This is a genomic window from Psychrobacillus sp. FSL K6-1415 (genome assembly GCF_038003185.1).
GTDB classification, from domain to species: domain Bacteria; phylum Bacillota; class Bacilli; order Bacillales_A; family Planococcaceae; genus Psychrobacillus; species Psychrobacillus psychrodurans.
Map to the genome: position 1 here is coordinate 1,764,005 of NZ_JBBOOQ010000001.1, position 16,786 is coordinate 1,780,790.

Below are 16,786 nucleotides of genomic sequence, written 5' to 3' on the forward strand. Positions count from 1 at the left end.
GAGTTTGAATAAAATGAACCAAGATGATTATCAAAAAAAAATCGACGAACATCGACAATCTATAGGACAAGATGACGATACCAATGAAATGAGAAGAAGTAGAAGTTCAAATCAAAAACCAAAGAAAAAATCTAGAAATTTATTAATCCCAGTTGTTTTTTGCATTTTCATATTAATCCCAATTAGTATATTTATTTACGTACAATTTTTCTATGTAGCTGATCCAGATAAAGCAGAAGTAGTAAAAAATGATACGATACATGTAGAAACGCAAGCTATTAATAATGGGACAGAAAAAGATGAAACTACCAAAGCAGAAGAAAAAGAAGAAGAAGAAGTAGAAGTTCCAGTGGTAACTACTCCTGAAGAAACTCAGCAACCAGCTGAACAGACAGAGGAAGTTACTGAAAAGCCAAAGCAAGAAGAAGTAGTAGTAGATAAAACAGAAACTACAGAAGCAGCTAGTTCCAAAACGCATATAGTTAAGGAAAATGAAACACTATATCGTATAGCCGTTAATTATTATAAAGATCCAGCAGCGGTCGAAAAAATAAAATCTGCTAATGGCCTTTCGTCAAATGAAATTTCTGTTGGTCAAAAGTTAGTACTACCTTAAACATATATAAAGAAGGATATTTTTCATAAATGTTGAATATATAATATAGGGTATATCCTAGTTGGAAGAGGTGCTAATATGTTTGTAAAAAGTGTAATGATCCCAAAAGAAAAGTGTATTACAGTTCAAGTAGATACTTCAGTATCGTCGGCTCTTCGTGTTTTAGAGGAAAAAGAAATGGATGCTTTACCGATTTTAGATAACGGACAATATGTAGGTATGTTTAACAAATACCTTTTGTATAAAGCGCATTTCTATAGCAATCTTGAAAAACAAACTTTCATGGAGCAAACGAAAGTAACAGATATTATGACAAATGAGGATATATTTGTTGGTTACGAAGAAGTTTTCGAAAATGCAATGATTAAGCTTCATGATTTTCCTGTCCTAGCTGTTGTGGAGGATGGAAAATTTCTTGGTTTAGTAACTCGTTATGATTCAGTAATACAATTTAAAAGTGCATTTGGTATGAATAGTAAGGGAACGCGTATAACTTTTACTTCTGTAGAATCTGAAGGACGAATTCAAAAAATGACGGATGTACTGCATAAATATCACGCTTCGGTCATTTCAATCGTAACATTTGATGAAACAGATAAACTATTCAGACGTATTGTATTAAAGATTGAAAACGATTCAAAAATTGATCGTATTCTAGCAGATTTAGAAAAAGCAGGGTTTCGTGTTTTACATATTGACAAAGAAGAGTAAAATTAGCTTATAGGAAACACGAGTGCAGGGCAGGGGAATTTCCCTGTCCTTTTCCATGTTATATGGGGGTATATATTTGATAGGATGGATAATTGGTATAGGATTGTTTATATTTTTTATTATTTTTTTGTATATGTTATTTTTAGCTTTTCAAACAAATATTCATACCCATTCATTGTATATTGATGAATGGAAGAAGGAAGATCATTTTCATATTTTTTTCATATCCGACATCCATCGCAGAAGAATAAGTGATGAGCTTATTCAAAAACTCAGCGGAAAAGTGGATATCGTTATAATCGGAGGAGATTTGACGGAGAGGGGAGTCCCTTTAAAACGGACGAATGATAATATCAGACAACTTGCCAAGTTAGGAAATACTTGTTACGTTTTCGGTAACAATGATCGGGAAGTTGGGGAACAAAATTTACGAGATATCCTTTATTCGCATGATGTCTGTATATTGGAGAACAACTCTATTAAATATGAAAAAAACAATTTTTCTGTTCGTGTAGTAGGGATTAATGATGGATTTGAGGGACCAGTTAAAATATATGAAGCGTTCAAAGACGTTATTGAATCTGATATTATCGTTTTTACAACTCATGCTCCAGCATACTTTAATAATGCCAAAAAAGTATGTAAGCCGCATCTTCTCTTAGCGGGTCATCTCCATGGTGGCCAAATACGCTTTGGCCCTTTTGGGATTTATGAGAACGGTAGCTATCGTGAAAAAGAAAATAGTGCAGAGCTCATAAGTAATGGATTTGGAACAACTGCGGTACCATTGAGACTGGGAGCAAAATCTGAATGTCATATAGTAACCATAAGTGGACGAAATTAAGTGAACAAAGAAAGGAAGTTTTTTTGTGTTTCAACAGGTAGATGTATTAATAGTTGGAGGAGGACCTTGCGGGTTAGCAACAGCTATTTCTACACAAAATATCGGACTAAAAACCATCATAATTGAAAAAGGAAATATAGTGGAGGCTATTTATAATTATCCCACACATCAGACTTTCTTCAGTACAAGTGAGAAATTATCAATAGGTGAAGTTCCATTTATAGTAGAGGAGAGAAAGCCCAAGAGAAATCAGGCTTTAGTCTACTATCGAGAAGTAGCAAAACTTAAAAACCTTGATGTCCGTAAATATGAACAGGTGCTAAAAGTAGAGAAACAAGAAAATAATTTTACGGTATATACTTCTAAAGGAACTTATGTGGCAACATATGTAGTAATAGCAACTGGTTATTATGATCATCCGAACTATATGAATATTCCTGGTGAAGATTTAGGAAAGGTACAACATTACTTTAAAGAGGGACATCCGTATTTTGGTTTAGATGTACTGGTTATCGGAGGAAAAAATTCAGCCATTGATGCAGCCTTAGAATTAAACAAAGCTGGAGCTAATGTAACGGTAGCTTATAGAGGGAATGAATATTCACCAAGTATAAAACCATGGGTACTTCCAGAGTTTGATGGTCTCGTAAGAAATAACGAGGTACAAATGCATTTTAATACAGAAGTAATAGAAATAGGAGTATCTAATGTAACATTAAAAAATAGTCAAACTGGGGAATTCCAATTGTCAAATGACTATGTATTTGCAATGACGGGCTATCACCCTGATCATACATTTTTAAAACAAATGGGTATTCAAATTGATGAAGCTACAGGAAGGCCAACTCATGATGCGGATACAATGGAAACGAATGTAGAAGGGATTTTCATAGCTGGTGTAATTGCAGCTGGTAATAATGCAAATGAAATCTTTATAGAAAATGGACGATTCCATGGAGAGCAAATAGCAAAAGAAATTAAGAGAAAACAAGACAATATGTGAGTCATTTTCATGACTACATGAGTCAAATATTTTAATGCTTGTTTCTGTGATAACATTTATACAAATTTCTTCACTTTATTATCTTGATTGAAAAAAGAGTAGTTGTCGTATAGTCAGTACGACAACTACTCTTAAATGTTTTACACTGCTTTTTCGTATCTCAAAAAATATACTCAATTGCTTTCTGTGGATCAGGATGGTTTAATGCTATCAGCAATGCTAATCTAGCTTTTTGACCATTTAAGCCTTGTGCAAAAATTACACCAGCATCTTTAAGGCCTTTTCCTCCTCCTCTATAACCATACACATCTTGTGCAATTCCATTAAAACATCTAGAAACCAATATAATTGGAATATTTTTGTTTAATGTCTCTTCAATGACAGAAACAAGGCTTGGAGGTACATTGCCTTGACCTAACCCCTCTAATACTATTCCATCGTATCCTAAATCTATCGATGCTTTTAGCAAGTCTGGCTCCATTCCCGCATATACTTTAAACAATGCAACTTTTTTCTCAATATGTTCAATCGGAAAAACGATACGGTGATTGGGTGAATGATGAAAATGTACGATGGATTTAGAAATAAACCCAATAGGTCCATATTGTGGACTCTGAAACGTACTCACATTGCTGGTATGTGTCTTAGTTACATTTTCTGCAGTGTGTATTTCATCGTTTAATACAACTAGTACACCTTTCATTCTTGCATCATCGGAAGAAGCCACTTGGATAGCAGACATTAAATTATATAACCCATCTGCACCAATCTCATTGGAAGAACGCATAGCACCAGTAAGAACAATTGGTATTTCCGTATCAACAGTTAGGTCCAAAAAGTATGCAGTCTCTTCTAATGTATCTGTTCCATGCGTAATGACAACACCATCTATATCGTCAGTTATAATATATTGATCTATTAGCTGTTTCAGCTCTAACATTTCGTCGGGTGTAATATGAGGTGAAGGGAGATTAAATGCCTCTATTTCTACTATATTGGCTAATGATTTAAGTTTTCCTGCCTCGATTAAAAGTGGGTTTTGATCTGCTGGAACAACAGCTCCTGTGTCTGCGTGCACCTGCATAGATATTGTGCCACCTGTATGGATTAATAAAATAGTTTTCAATGTAAGTACCTCCCATAATTTGTGTATTTAAGGTATAATAGTAATAATGAAATGGAAGGAGTAAGTTTATGTTCATACTACTTTCCGTTGCAATAGCCCCAGCGTTGGCATTATTAAGTTTTTTTTACTTACGTAAAGAAATATCTGCAGAACCCTCCAGATTATTGTTACATACATTTATATATGGCGCTATATTAACATTTCCAATAATGTTTATTCAACATGTTTTTCAAGAGGAACAGATTTTTTCTTCTTTATTTTTACATCAAGCTATTGTAACGAGTGCACTAGAAGAGTTCTTTAAATGGTTGGTTCTTATAGTGGCTATCTATGGGCATGTAGAGTTTGATGACCCCTACGATGGCATTTTATATGGTGCTAGCGTAGCACTAGGTTTTGCGACTGTTGAAAATATATTATATTTATTGAATTTTGGTATGGATGAAGCAATTTTACGTGCAATTCTTCCAGTTTCCAGTCATGCCCTATTTGGCGTTTTAATGGGGTATTATATCGGTAGAGCAAAATTCACGACCTTAACGAAATCTCGTTATGAAATATTTTACGCATTGATAGGACCACTAGCCTTGCACACTATTTATAATAGTATTCTGGGCATTACAGGCTTGGAGTTATTATTAATGGTACCATTTATGTTGTTTTTGTGGCTATTTAGTTTATCGAAAGTAAAGAAAGCCCATATCTTATCCCGTAGAAAAAGATATAAGAATCATGAATATTATGTAGAAGAAAAAGTCTAGCTATATGCTAGACTTTTTTTGTATATTTTGACACTTCATGCTCCATACTAAATAAAAAGGAGAGATGTCGTTTGAAAAAAATAAAATACATCCTGATTAGTTTGCTATTTTGTACGTTTAGTTATTCATTGATCAATGAGCAACCAACTACCCAGGCTTTCTCTGCTCAAATATTAGAACGGGGTGCTTACGGAGACGACGTTATCGAACTTCAAGCAAGGTTACAGTATATTGGATTTTATAAGAGTGAGATAGATGGTAAATTTGGTTATAGTACTTACTGGGCACTGAGGAATTTCCAGGAAAAATATGGACTTCCAATCGACGGCCTACTGGGAGAAGACACTAAGAAAAAATTAGTAGGTGTTTCAGATTACAATAAAGAATTTGTCCACGAGCAGATAAACAAAGGGAATAGCTTTACACATTATGGTGGGGTGGATTTAGATAAGCAAGTAAAAAACAAAAAAGCAGAAAGTACAAATATGCAGCTGCCTCCACAATATTCGGAAAAAGATTTGAAACTGATTGCTAGTGCTGTATATGGAGAAGCGCGTGGAGAACCTTATGAAGGACAAGTTGCAGTAGCAGCAGTAATTTTAAACCGAATCGAACATCCAGATTTTCCGAATACGGTTTCAGAAGTAATTTTTCAGCCTTTAGCATTTACAGCAGTAGCGGATGGGCAAATTTGGCTTGAACCAAATGAACGTGCAAAGGAAGCTGTGTTAGATGCCCTAAATGGATGGGATCCAACTGAAAATGCTATTTATTATTTCAATCCAGACACTGCAACAAGTGAATGGATATGGAGCAGACCACAAATTAAAACAATAGGACAGCATATTTTCTGTGCATAAGGAGATAAAATGAAAAAAATTATATGGGTAATCGTGTCTTCGGTCGCAGTAGTCTTTCTTATGTATCATTTCTCAGTTCAGTCTCAAAATAACAGGTTAGAAAATGCATTAGCAGTACAATACTCCAATCAATTGACCTCAGCATCAGAAAAATTGACTAAGCTAACTGAATCCGTCGATCAGACAATGCTATTTACGGATAAAGAAGCACTAGAACAGCCCTTAGATGATGTATGGCGGATTTCCTCTGATATAAGAACTTCTATAAGTTCATTGCCTATTAGTAGCGAAACTTCTACAGTATGGATGAATTATTTAAACAGATTAGGTAATGGTGCTGCACAGGTGAAAAATGGAGAAGTGCCAATTGAGGAATGGCAAAAGAATATGGTCAGTACTAGAGAAAACTTGCAAGCCCTTTCAGATCAGTGGGCATTTACGAACAAAGACGGTGGAAATAAAGATTATATTGTAACAGCCTTTGTTCAAAACAAATTAGATAAAAATGGTGAGAAAAATTGGAAGTCACTAGGGAACTCTGTAAAGGCATATACAGAAAGCGACTTCCCTATGACTGCTAGTGAAACGGATCAGCAAAAGAAAAAGGATTTACAGCATATTAAGGACTCCGAAATTACGGAAGATGAGGCTAAGGAACAGTTCGTCAAATTATTTCCAGAATTTAAGGATGCAAAAATTCATATAACAGAAAGTTCCCAGGATGCCCCTTATCCTTTTTATCATATCGAATTCCATGAAGGTATTCGGATAGGATATGCAGATTTGACCAAAAAAGGTGGACACATTCTGTCATTTTTGCTGGAAAGACCTTTTGAAAAGACGACTATAACAGTACAGCAGATGAAAGATAAGTCAGCTGAATATATGAAAACATTAGGGTTTACGGACACAGAGTTGGTAGAATATCGTGAAAACTCAGTGGCTTGGCATTTATCATTTGCAAGAAAAGACGAAAATAATGATGCTTTAATTTATGCAGATGGTATTCAATTGAAAATTGCTAAGGACAATGGAGAATTGCTCGGTTTAAATGCCATGGAATATATTCAGAAAGAAAAAATTGGTAAGCAAGAAATTGTACCGCTAGATAATGTGGGTCTCTTTTCAAGTAACTTTTACATTGAGGAAGAGAGATTAGCATATGTAGAAAACAAACAACTAGAGCAACGTTTGGCCTACCAGGTATTAGCTAAAAATGATTCTATTGGCACGTACAAAATTTATATAGATACCGAAAACCATGAAATTTTACATGCAGATAAGCTTCCATAGAACTTTTTTCTATAGAAATATACTCATTTCAGTGTCATAATAGAAAGTATATTATGACACTAAAGAGGGTTGCTTATGAAAATCAAAGTTGGTACACAATTAACGTTAGAGCCAACCTTTACTGATAAAACAGAAAAGTATCGATGTAAAGTGGTTGATCTAGACGAACAATTTATTTATATCGATTACCCGACGGATACAATATCCAATAGGACAGTTTTTTTAATGGACGGCATGCAGCTAAGAGCAACTTTTGTAGAAGATTCAAAGGCAGTTTATGCATTTCAAACAGAGGTATTAGGAAAAAAATCAAAACAAATACCAATGGTTAGACTTGCGCTTCCAGCAGATTCCGAATTTTTGCGAATTCAGCGTAGAGATTTTGTTCGTGTAAGTACTTCTATCGATATTTCTGTACAATTTGAAGAGGAAAGATACCAATTCGTTACAGATGATATCAGCGCCGGTGGATCCGCTGTTATCTTGAACAAACCAGTCAACTTTAAAGCTGGAGACGAAGTAACATTACTAATTCCTCTATTGTTTAACAATGGAGACCTTAAATATGTCACAACTCTAGCCCAAGTAATTAGGATTTGGGAAAAAGAATCACTTACTATTGCTTCTTTAAACTTTACAGATACGGATGACCTAGATAAACAACAAATAGTAAGATTTTGTTTTGAGCGTCAACTATCGATTCGAAAGAAAACGATGAATTAAATGAAAAGAAGTGAGGCTGTTCAAAAGTATAACTTTTGGGTAGCCTCTTAAAATTTTTGATAGAAATTTCAGTCAAGTTTAAAAAAGGCTTTTTGAGAAATCTAACACAAATTATCATTTGGACACTTGCTTTTTTCTCATTAATACAGTTCTATGATAAAATGTAAAGGAATAGAGTGGAGGCAAATAGATTGAAGAAACAAATACAAATAGCCATTGATGGCCCTGCAGCAGCAGGTAAAAGTACGATTGCAAAAAAGACTGCAGAATTACTAGGGTATACATATGTAGACACAGGTGCAATGTACCGTGCAATCACGTATAAAGCACTACAAGAAAACATAGATTTGCAAGACGAAGATAAATTAACATACTTATTAAAGGATACTTTTATTGAGTTAAAACCTTCTCCAACCGGTCAATTGGTGTTTCTTGATAATAAGGCTGTCACTGAGGAAATTCGTTCGAAAGAAGTTACAGCATCTGTATCAGCGGTTGCTGCACATGCAACATTACGAGAAGAAATGGTTAAAAGACAGATGGAAATGGGTAAAAATGGGAGCATTGTAATGGATGGTAGAGATATTGGTACCCATGTATTAAAGGATGCTGAGCTAAAGATTTTTATGAGTGCTAGTGTAGAAGAAAGAGCAAATAGAAGATATCTAGAAAACCAAAATAGAGGAATTGAAACCAACTTAGAAGAACTTAAACAAGAGATTGCGCTTAGAGATAAGTTAGATAGTGAACGACAAGCATCACCTTTAATACAGGCAGATGATGCAATTTATATAGACACGACGTACTTAACGGTTGAAGAAGTATCTGAAAAAATTATGCAACTTGCAAAAGAAAGGATGTCCTAATTTGAATATATATTCCTTTGCAAAGACGGTTGTTTTTTCGGCATTAAAACCAATATATAGATTTGAAGTTATTGGAACCGAAAATTTCCCAAAAGATGGTGGTATTTTATTATGCTCCAATCATATTAATGCATTAGATCCACCAGTAGTAGGGATACTTGCTCCTAGGCCAGTCCATTTTATGGCGAAAGCAGAATTATTTAATGTCCCACTATTAAAGGGGATTTTACCTGGTGTAAATGCTTTCCCAGTTAAGAGAGGGCTAAGTGACCGCGATGCCCTCAGAACAGCTATAAAGCTTTTAAAAGAAGGGGAAGTAGTAGGATTATTCCCTGAAGGGACAAGAAGTAAAGATGGCAAGTTAGGGAAGGGATTTAGTGGAGCGGGGTTCTTCGCATTACGCGGAGAAGCAAATGTTGTTCCTTGCGCTATAATTGGTCCTTATAAACCTTTTAAAAAGTTAAAAGTTGTATACGGCGAACCAATTGATATTAAACCTTATCGTGAAAGAAAGGCTTCTGCAGATGAAGTTACAGAAGTAATAATGGAGAATATTGCTCAATTATTAAAAGAGCACCAATCAAAATAATTAGAAAATTTTAATTTGAAAAGTGCTTCCTTTTGTAATTCTGTGCCAATTCGCATAATATAGAATAGAGACGCTGTGAAGGAGGAATATCATATGTCAGAAGAAATGAACTTAAACGACACGAATGAGTTTAAAGAGGGTGAACTAGTAAAAGCAACTGTTGCACAAGTAGATGAGAAATCTATAATCGTAACAATTGAAGGAGCACCTTATGATGGAATAGTTCCTATAAGTGAACTATCTAGCTTGCATATTGAAAAAGCATCCGACTCCGTTTCCATCGGTGACGAATTGGAATTAATGATTACTAAAGTGGAAGAAACTAATTTTGTTCTCTCTAAAAGAAGAGTGGATGCGGAAAAAGCTTGGGATAAGTTAGAGCAGCAATTCCAATCTGGAGAAATTATTGAAACAGAGGTTAAAGAAGTAGTAAAAGGCGGACTAGTAGTAGATTTAGGTGTCCGTGGTTTCATCCCTGCTTCATTAATAGAGGATCATTTTGTAGAGTCCTTTGAAGACTATAAAGGGAAAGTAATAACTTTTAAAATAGTGGAAATTGAAAAGGATAAAAATAGACTGATTCTTTCTCATAAAGCAGTTGTAGAAGATGAAAAATCTGTTAGCAAGCAACAAACATTTGAATCCATCAAAAGTGGTGACATTTTAACAGGTACAGTACAACGTCTAGCATCGTTCGGTGCATTTGTTGATATTGGTGGAGTGGATGGACTTGTTCATATTTCACAAATTTCGTACGAGCATTTAGAAAATATTGCAGACGTTTTAAAAGAAGGGCAAGAAGTTAAAGTAAAAGTTTTATCTATCGATCGTGATGCAGAAAGAATTTCTCTATCTATCAAAGATACATTGCCTGGACCATGGGCTGAAGTGGAAGAAAAAGCTTCAAAAGGAGCAGTACTTACGGGGAAAGTAAAACGTCTAGTTTCATATGGTGCGTTTGTAGAAGTATTCCCTGGAGTTGAAGGGCTTGTGCATATTTCTCAAATTGCACATAAGCATATTAGTAATCCACAAGAGGTCTTAAAAGAGGGTGAAGAAGTACAAGTTAAGGTGATTGAAGTTAACCTGGCTGATAAACGTCTTTCTTTAAGCATTAAAGAATTAGTTGAAAATGAAGATAAATACAATATAGAAGATTATCAAATGCCTGAAGAATCACGAGGATTCTCTATAAGTGATGTATTAGGAGACAAGCTGAAAGGCTTTACAAACAATAACTAAAAAATACCATATATTGAACAGGCGACTTCAATAAAGTCGCCTGTTTTTGTGTTTTTGTTGTATAATACAACTTAGACGAAGTTGGAAGGATGAAAAAGTAATGACAAAACCAGTAGTAGCAATCGTTGGTAGGCCAAATGTTGGCAAATCGACTATATTTAATCGAATCGTAGGAGAGCGTGTTTCAATTGTGGAGGACATTCCAGGTATTACACGTGATCGTATATATAGTTCTGCCGATTGGTTGACACATGAATTTAATATTATTGATACAGGTGGTATTGAATTAAGCGACGAACCATTTTTAGAACAAATTAAGCAGCAAGCAGAAATAGCGATGGACGAAGCTGATGTTATCATATTCTTGACTAATGGTCGGGAAGGAATAACTTCAGCAGATGAATATGTTGCTAAAATTTTGTATAAAACTAAAAAACCAATTGTATTAGCTGTTAACAAAATCGATAATCCGGATATGCGTGATATGCTTTATGATTTTTACGCTTTAGGATTAGGTGAACCTTTCCCAATCTCAGGCTCCCATGGACTTGGATTAGGTGATTTGCTAGATGAAGTAGCGAAGAATTTCCCAGATGTAGAAGATATAGAATATGGCGAAGAAGTTATTAAATTTTCTCTAATTGGACGTCCAAATGTAGGGAAGTCTTCTTTGATAAACGCATTTTTAGGACATGATCGTGTAATCGTAAGTGATATCGCTGGTACAACAAGAGATGCGATTGATACGGAATACTCTTTTGATGGCCAAGAATACGTAATGATTGATACAGCAGGTATGCGTAAAAAAGGGAAAGTATATGAAACGACGGAGAAATACAGTGTTTTACGTGCTTTAAAGGCGATTGAACGTTCTGACGTTGTTTTAGTTGTTTTGAATGCAGAAGAAGGTATTCAAGAACAAGATAAAAAAATTGCTGGTTACGCACATGAGGCTGGAAAAGCAGTTATTATTGTCATGAACAAATGGGATGCTATTGAAAAAGATGACAAAACAATGAATGTGATGACGAAAAAAATTAGAGATCACTTCCAATTCTTGGACTATGCACCGATTGTTTTCGTCTCTGCTAAAACGAAACAACGTGTTCATGCACTGTTACCGGTCATTAATCAGGTAAGTGAAAATCATGCAATGCGTGTTCAGTCATCTGTATTGAATGAGGTAATTGAAGATTCTGTAGCGAGAAATCCAGCTCCAACTGATAAAGGGAAGAGACTGCGTATTTACTATGCAACTCAAGTGGCTATTAAACCGCCAACTTTTGTTGTATTTGTTAATGAGCCAGAGATGATGCATTTTTCTTATGAAAGATTTTTAGAAAATCGTATAAGAGAGTCCTTTGACTTTGAGGGTACTCCAATCCGGATTATCACACGCGCAAGAACTTAATCCTATTAGTTTTAAAGGAGCGAAATAGCGATGGAAAAAGTAACTGTACTGGGTGCAGGAAGTTGGGGAACAGCCCTTGCAATGGTTCTTGCAAACAATGACCATGATTGTTTACTTTGGTCACACAGAGATGAACAGGCAACAGAAATAACTATAAACCATACAAACAAAAAGTATTTGCCTGACACTATTTTGCCAGCTAATCTAAAGGCTACTAGTGACTTTCAAAAAGCAATTCAACATGCAAATGTTATTGTGATTGCTGTGCCAACTAAAGCGATTAGAGAAGTTTGCGAAAACATGTTAACTATCTTGGATGAGAAGAAACTATTTGTGCATGTTTCTAAAGGGATTGAACCGCATTCGCTAAAAAGAATATCAGAAATGATTGAGGAAGAGTTACCTGCGGGTGTTACGGAAGCAATAGTCGTATTATCTGGTCCTAGTCATGCAGAAGAGGTTGTCTTAGAGCATCCAACAACTATTACAGTTGCAAGTGAAAATATGCTGGCAGCCGAGAAGGTTCAAGATTTGTTTATGAACAAATCTTTCCGTGTCTACACAAACGATGATGTAATCGGTGTAGAAATTGGTGCGGCTTTAAAAAACGTAATTGCATTAGCAGCTGGAATTGTTGATGGTTTAGGATACGGAGATAATGCAAAAGCGGCTCTAATAACTAGAGGGCTTGCAGAAATATCTCGTCTAGGCATTAGTCTTGGTGCGCAACCATACACTTTCTCTGGATTAACAGGTATGGGTGACTTAATCGTAACATGTACAAGCGTGCATTCAAGAAATTGGCGCGCTGGTAATATGTTAGGTAAGGGGGCTACCCTGGATACTGTGTTAGAAGAGATGGGAATGGTCGTAGAAGGTGTGCGTACTACAAAAGCAGCATATCAGCTCGCTACTAAGCAACGAGTGGACATGCCAATTACAGAAGCCTTGCACTCCGTTTTATTTGAACAGGTCAATCCTAAAGAGGCAGTAGATATTTTGATGCACCGCACGAAAAAACACGAATTAGAAGATTATAAAACGTTCTAAATTTGTCACAAATGGAAAGAGTTGTTGATAATAACAACTCTTTTTTGACTGTATACTTGAAATGTTGTTTATTAAATAGTTCCTTGTAAGTGTTGCCCCAAACTTTTTGTTAGAATTTGTCTATCTTCAACGCCTAGTTTCCTGAGTCGCATCGGGCTTTCAGGGAAGCTGGATGAGGCATAGTAGTCATTGGTTGTTACATGGTGTCACGATCTTAGACAGAATAACTTTTTTGCAAAGGGTCGTCTTCACGTGAAATTCTACCAACGCTTACCCCGGAGTAAAGCTTGTCATATAAGCAAGTTGTCGGGGCTTTCATTGGCATTGTGCACTTTTAGTTGTTTTGTATTTTTATTGAAGAAAGGTGTGGAAGTTGTTGTGGTGTTATTAGTATCATCAATGGATAAAATGTGGATATCGTTTGGATCTATGGGTTGTATGTTTTTAGCTATGGCATTTATGTTTTTCGTAAAGAATAAACTGAAAAATAAATTCTTGAAATTTATATTAGGTTTAATCGCATACATATTATTGTTTATAGGTTTCATTACGATGATTTATATAATATCTAACCCAACTAAGGCTTAGTAAGGAGATTCCTATGAAAAACTTTAAACTTTTTGCTGCTGTAATTATGTTAGTGATTTTTTTAGCTGGATGTAGTTATAAAAGTGGTTATGAACCTGAAAATTTATTGCCATATGAAGATCAACTGTTAGCAGTTCAAAATGCTGTTGATAGTTTTCAGGAAGATTCCAGTGGACTATTACCGATAAAAACACGCGATATGGAAACTGACCAATACATTAAATACCCAATTGACTTTAGTAAAATCATTCCATCTAAACTTGGAGAGGCTCCTGCTAATTCTTATGAAGCCGGGGGTATTTATCAATATGTACTAATGAATGTAGAAGAGAATCCTACTGTTAAATTAGTAGACTTACGTATTGCAGATACCCTTCGTGACATTAACCATCGAAAAGGGATAAATGGATTCGGACCTATTGCTGAGACCATTGTAGAAGGTGTTTATAAGTTGGACTATAAAAAAATGGGATATGATAGTGAATTATCCGTTCAAAGTCCATATTCTGATACTCAATTACCGATTGTTGCTACTGGCGATGGGGAGGTCTATGTTGATTACTCAATAGAATTGAATAGATTACTCGAAGAAACAGAAGAGCAAATAAAACCGGGAGATGACATTCGTTTTTTGTTAACGGATAATTTTGCAATTGTTCCTGCATATTCCCTTCCCTACACGATTAATGAACAAAATGAGCCAGTTTTTATGTTGAGTAAGTAAGAAAAAATAGTTATAAAGACTTAAATTTAAAGTGGGAAACTGTTTAAATTGTTTTCAAAATGTCTTGATCATTCTTGATGTTATATTATTACCAAGTGAATTTTTAGTGATTTTGATTGTGATGGATGTTGCAATCAGAATCACTTTTTTGATAATTTTATGACATTTCTCTGTCAGTCCACCTTCAAAAAACTATTAGAGAGAATAGTGAATTTGACTTTTATCCTGTGGTTCTCGAAATATAAATGTTATTGTGTTTTTCTTTCCTAATCGGATAAATATTTACTATTTGAGTCAATTTCATAATTACTTGTTTCATTTACCAAATGCGAATGTTTACTTAATATCGCCATATATTATTCGTTTTTTAAGGCGATCCCGTTGATTGGAGTGGTAGGCGGTGACTCCAGTGGTAACAGCACGAGCGGAAATCAGTGTTGTTCGGATTTAACTATATAATATTCTTTGTGAAATAGAATCATTTAAACTTATATAAATTGAAAATCTTTACATCTATAAATCACAATAAAATAATTGCATCTATGTTTCAAATACCATTAATAAATGGTTTTGTCACATTTTATTATTAACTAATATTAGTATTTAAGTAACAGTTTCTATTTCTAGCTGTAAGATGCATTTGAGCAAGACAATGAGGATTAATAATCATTCGTTTCTAGAAGTTGAAAAGGACGTTCCGTGCGATATGCATGAAACGTTTTTTTTGTGCATATATTAAATTGCTAAGAAAGGAGAGTATCCATGTCGAGTAAACTGTATGAACAGATAGCAGAAAGAACGAATGGAGATGTGTATATTGGTGTAGTCGGCCCTGTCCGAGTAGGTAAGTCTACTTTTGTAAAACGTGTAATGGAGTTAGTAGTAATCCCGAATATTCAGGAAGAGGCCGAGCGACTACGTGCACAAGATGAATTGCCTCAAAGTTCTCCAGGTAATGTGATTATGACAGCGGAGCCGAAATTTGTACCAGCACACGGGACAAATATCCACTTAGGAGAAGATCAGCTACGCTTACAGATCAGACTAGTAGACTGTGTCGGTTATATGATCGATGGCATTAAAACGCACTCTGGTGAAGAAGGGCAAAAGCTTGTGCATACACCATGGCATAGCGAAGCAATACCCTTCGAGGAAGCTGCTAGAATTGGGACAGACAAAGTAATTAGAGATCACTCTACTATTGGTATTGTTGTTACAACGGATGGATCAGTTAATAATATTCCTCGTATGGCAGCTGAAAGTGCAGAACAACAAATAATTACACAATTAAAGGAAATTGGTAAACCATTCGTTATCGTTCTAAACAGCAAAAATCCAGGTCATTTAGAGACGATTCAATTAAGTGAAGAATTACAAAGACAGCATGAAGTACCTGTAATTGCAACTGCCGTTGATCGTATGACTGCTGAGGAAATTCAATACATACTCCAACAAGCACTCTATGAATTTCCGATCACGGATATCGAATTAGTAAAACCAGATTGGACAGATGTGTTAGAACCTGACCATTTTGTCAATAATGCTATCACTTCCTCCTTACAAGAATGGCTGCAAATAGTATCCAAAATGAAAGACGTGAAAGAATTAGCTTCTAGATTCAAGCAAGTTCCCTTTATCCAGTCAGCAGAAGTTGTAGAAGCAAATCCCGGTAGAGGGTCAGCATGTATCCAAATAGGCTTAAAACCCGAAGTGTTTCAGGAAGTTTGCGATGAATGGTTAGAGGAACCTATTGAGTCGAAGAAGGATTGGCTACTGTTCGTTAAAGAAGCATCTACCGCAAAGAAGGCATATCATAAATTTTCAGATGCTTTGGAAGCAGCGAAAAAACATGGTTATGGCGTATCATTACCAACAATTCAAGATTTTCAGCCTACTGCTCCCGAAATTATCAAACAAAATAATTTCTATGGTGTAAGCTTAAAAGCAAAAGCTGCCTCTCTCCACATTATACGTGTAGATATGGAAGCTGAATTCGCACCATTAATCGGGTCTGAATTTCATAGTCAGCAATTATTAAAGGATTTAAAACATGGGTATTTACACGACCGAGATGCTTTATGGCAAACACAGGTTTTTGGAACTTCTCTAGTGGAAGTTTTAAAAGAAAGTTTACGTTATAAAACAGAAAGTGTTTCTGACGTAGCGAAGAAGAGAATGCGAGAAACGATTGAACGAATGGTAAATGAAGGTGACCGAGGGATGGTCACATTTATATTGTGAAGTCAATACAGGACTTTTTGCGAGTATGCAAAAAGTCCTGTTATTGTGTGAAAATGTCCTTTTTTTGAGGAAACTTAGCTAAACTCGTGTAAATTGTGTTGCGAAGGTTTTTTGGTTGTGATACTCTTTTTACAGGAT

17 protein-coding genes are annotated in these 16,786 nt (G+C 35.3%); 16 read left to right on the forward strand and 1 reads right to left on the reverse strand.

Annotated features, from left to right (window positions below; genetic code table 11):
* The first annotated feature begins 13 nt into the window (after window positions 1–13).
* From MKY60_RS08200 to MKY60_RS08215, 4 genes are all read left to right on the forward strand, one after another.
* Window positions 14–616 (forward strand): LysM peptidoglycan-binding domain-containing protein, encoded by a 603-nt coding sequence (locus tag MKY60_RS08200; protein ID WP_241598798.1) that lies wholly within the window; start codon window positions 14–16, stop codon window positions 614–616.
* Between the two features lie 78 nt (window positions 617–694).
* Window positions 695–1,327, forward strand: a complete 633-nt coding sequence (locus MKY60_RS08205; RefSeq protein ID WP_241598799.1) for a CBS domain-containing protein — start codon at window positions 695–697, stop codon at window positions 1,325–1,327.
* A gap of 76 nt (window positions 1,328–1,403) precedes the next feature.
* Window positions 1,404–2,171: a metallophosphoesterase gene (locus tag MKY60_RS08210; RefSeq protein ID WP_241598801.1), complete on the forward strand. Its 768-nt coding sequence runs from the start codon at window positions 1,404–1,406 to the stop codon at window positions 2,169–2,171.
* 25 nt (window positions 2,172–2,196) lie between these two features.
* Window positions 2,197–3,174: a YpdA family putative bacillithiol disulfide reductase gene (locus tag MKY60_RS08215; RefSeq protein WP_241598802.1), complete on the forward strand. Its 978-nt coding sequence runs from the start codon at window positions 2,197–2,199 to the stop codon at window positions 3,172–3,174.
* 160 nt (window positions 3,175–3,334) lie between these two features.
* Here MKY60_RS08215 and MKY60_RS08220 read toward each other — a convergent pair whose 3' ends face one another.
* Window positions 3,335–4,300 carry an asparaginase gene (locus tag MKY60_RS08220; RefSeq protein WP_241598804.1) on the reverse strand — a complete coding sequence of 322 codons (966 nt, stop codon included), beginning with the start codon at window positions 4,298–4,300 and terminating at the stop codon, window positions 3,335–3,337.
* 68 nt (window positions 4,301–4,368) lie between these two features.
* Here MKY60_RS08220 and prsW point away from each other — a divergent pair, with 68 nt between their 5' ends.
* From prsW to spoIVA, 12 genes are all read left to right on the forward strand, one after another.
* Window positions 4,369–5,061 carry a glutamic-type intramembrane protease PrsW gene (gene prsW, locus MKY60_RS08225; RefSeq protein WP_093494643.1) on the forward strand — a complete coding sequence of 231 codons (693 nt, stop codon included), beginning with the start codon at window positions 4,369–4,371 and terminating at the stop codon, window positions 5,059–5,061.
* A 71-nt stretch (window positions 5,062–5,132) separates the two neighbouring features.
* A complete protein-coding gene (gene sleB / locus MKY60_RS08230) occupies window positions 5,133–5,921 on the forward strand; it encodes a spore cortex-lytic enzyme (protein WP_445677985.1) in 789 nt (262 codons plus the stop codon).
* A gap of 9 nt (window positions 5,922–5,930) precedes the next feature.
* Window positions 5,931–7,214 carry a PepSY1/2 domain-containing protein gene (locus MKY60_RS08235; protein ID WP_093494644.1) on the forward strand — a complete coding sequence of 428 codons (1,284 nt, stop codon included), beginning with the start codon at window positions 5,931–5,933 and terminating at the stop codon, window positions 7,212–7,214.
* Between the two features lie 75 nt (window positions 7,215–7,289).
* The gene (locus MKY60_RS08240; RefSeq protein ID WP_093494645.1) at window positions 7,290–7,937 is read left to right on the forward strand and encodes a flagellar brake protein; all 648 of its coding nucleotides are present in this window, start codon (window positions 7,290–7,292) and stop codon (window positions 7,935–7,937) included.
* Between the two features lie 191 nt (window positions 7,938–8,128).
* Window positions 8,129–8,803: a (d)CMP kinase gene (cmk, locus tag MKY60_RS08245; RefSeq protein WP_093494646.1), complete on the forward strand. Its 675-nt coding sequence runs from the start codon at window positions 8,129–8,131 to the stop codon at window positions 8,801–8,803.
* Between the two features lies 1 nt (window position 8,804).
* A complete protein-coding gene (locus MKY60_RS08250; RefSeq protein ID WP_090561800.1) occupies window positions 8,805–9,392 on the forward strand; it encodes a lysophospholipid acyltransferase family protein in 588 nt (195 codons plus the stop codon).
* Between the two features lie 93 nt (window positions 9,393–9,485).
* Window positions 9,486–10,634, forward strand: a complete 1,149-nt coding sequence (gene rpsA / locus MKY60_RS08255; RefSeq protein WP_093494648.1) for a 30S ribosomal protein S1 — start codon at window positions 9,486–9,488, stop codon at window positions 10,632–10,634.
* 100 nt (window positions 10,635–10,734) lie between these two features.
* Window positions 10,735–12,045: a ribosome biogenesis GTPase Der gene (der, locus tag MKY60_RS08260; protein WP_090561795.1), complete on the forward strand. Its 1,311-nt coding sequence runs from the start codon at window positions 10,735–10,737 to the stop codon at window positions 12,043–12,045.
* Between the two features lie 30 nt (window positions 12,046–12,075).
* Window positions 12,076–13,095, forward strand: coding sequence for an NAD(P)H-dependent glycerol-3-phosphate dehydrogenase (locus MKY60_RS08265; protein WP_241598806.1), 1,020 nt, complete (start codon window positions 12,076–12,078; stop codon window positions 13,093–13,095).
* Between the two features lie 378 nt (window positions 13,096–13,473).
* The gene (locus MKY60_RS08270; protein ID WP_269915712.1) at window positions 13,474–13,683 is read left to right on the forward strand and encodes a DUF2768 family protein; all 210 of its coding nucleotides are present in this window, start codon (window positions 13,474–13,476) and stop codon (window positions 13,681–13,683) included.
* A gap of 13 nt (window positions 13,684–13,696) precedes the next feature.
* Window positions 13,697–14,407 (forward strand): hypothetical protein, encoded by a 711-nt coding sequence (locus MKY60_RS08275; protein WP_241598807.1) that lies wholly within the window; start codon window positions 13,697–13,699, stop codon window positions 14,405–14,407.
* Between the two features lie 762 nt (window positions 14,408–15,169).
* Complete coding sequence (gene spoIVA, locus MKY60_RS08280) at window positions 15,170–16,648, forward strand: stage IV sporulation protein A (protein ID WP_090561789.1); 1,479 nt, start codon at window positions 15,170–15,172, stop codon at window positions 16,646–16,648.
* Window positions 16,649–16,786 lie beyond the last annotated feature (138 nt).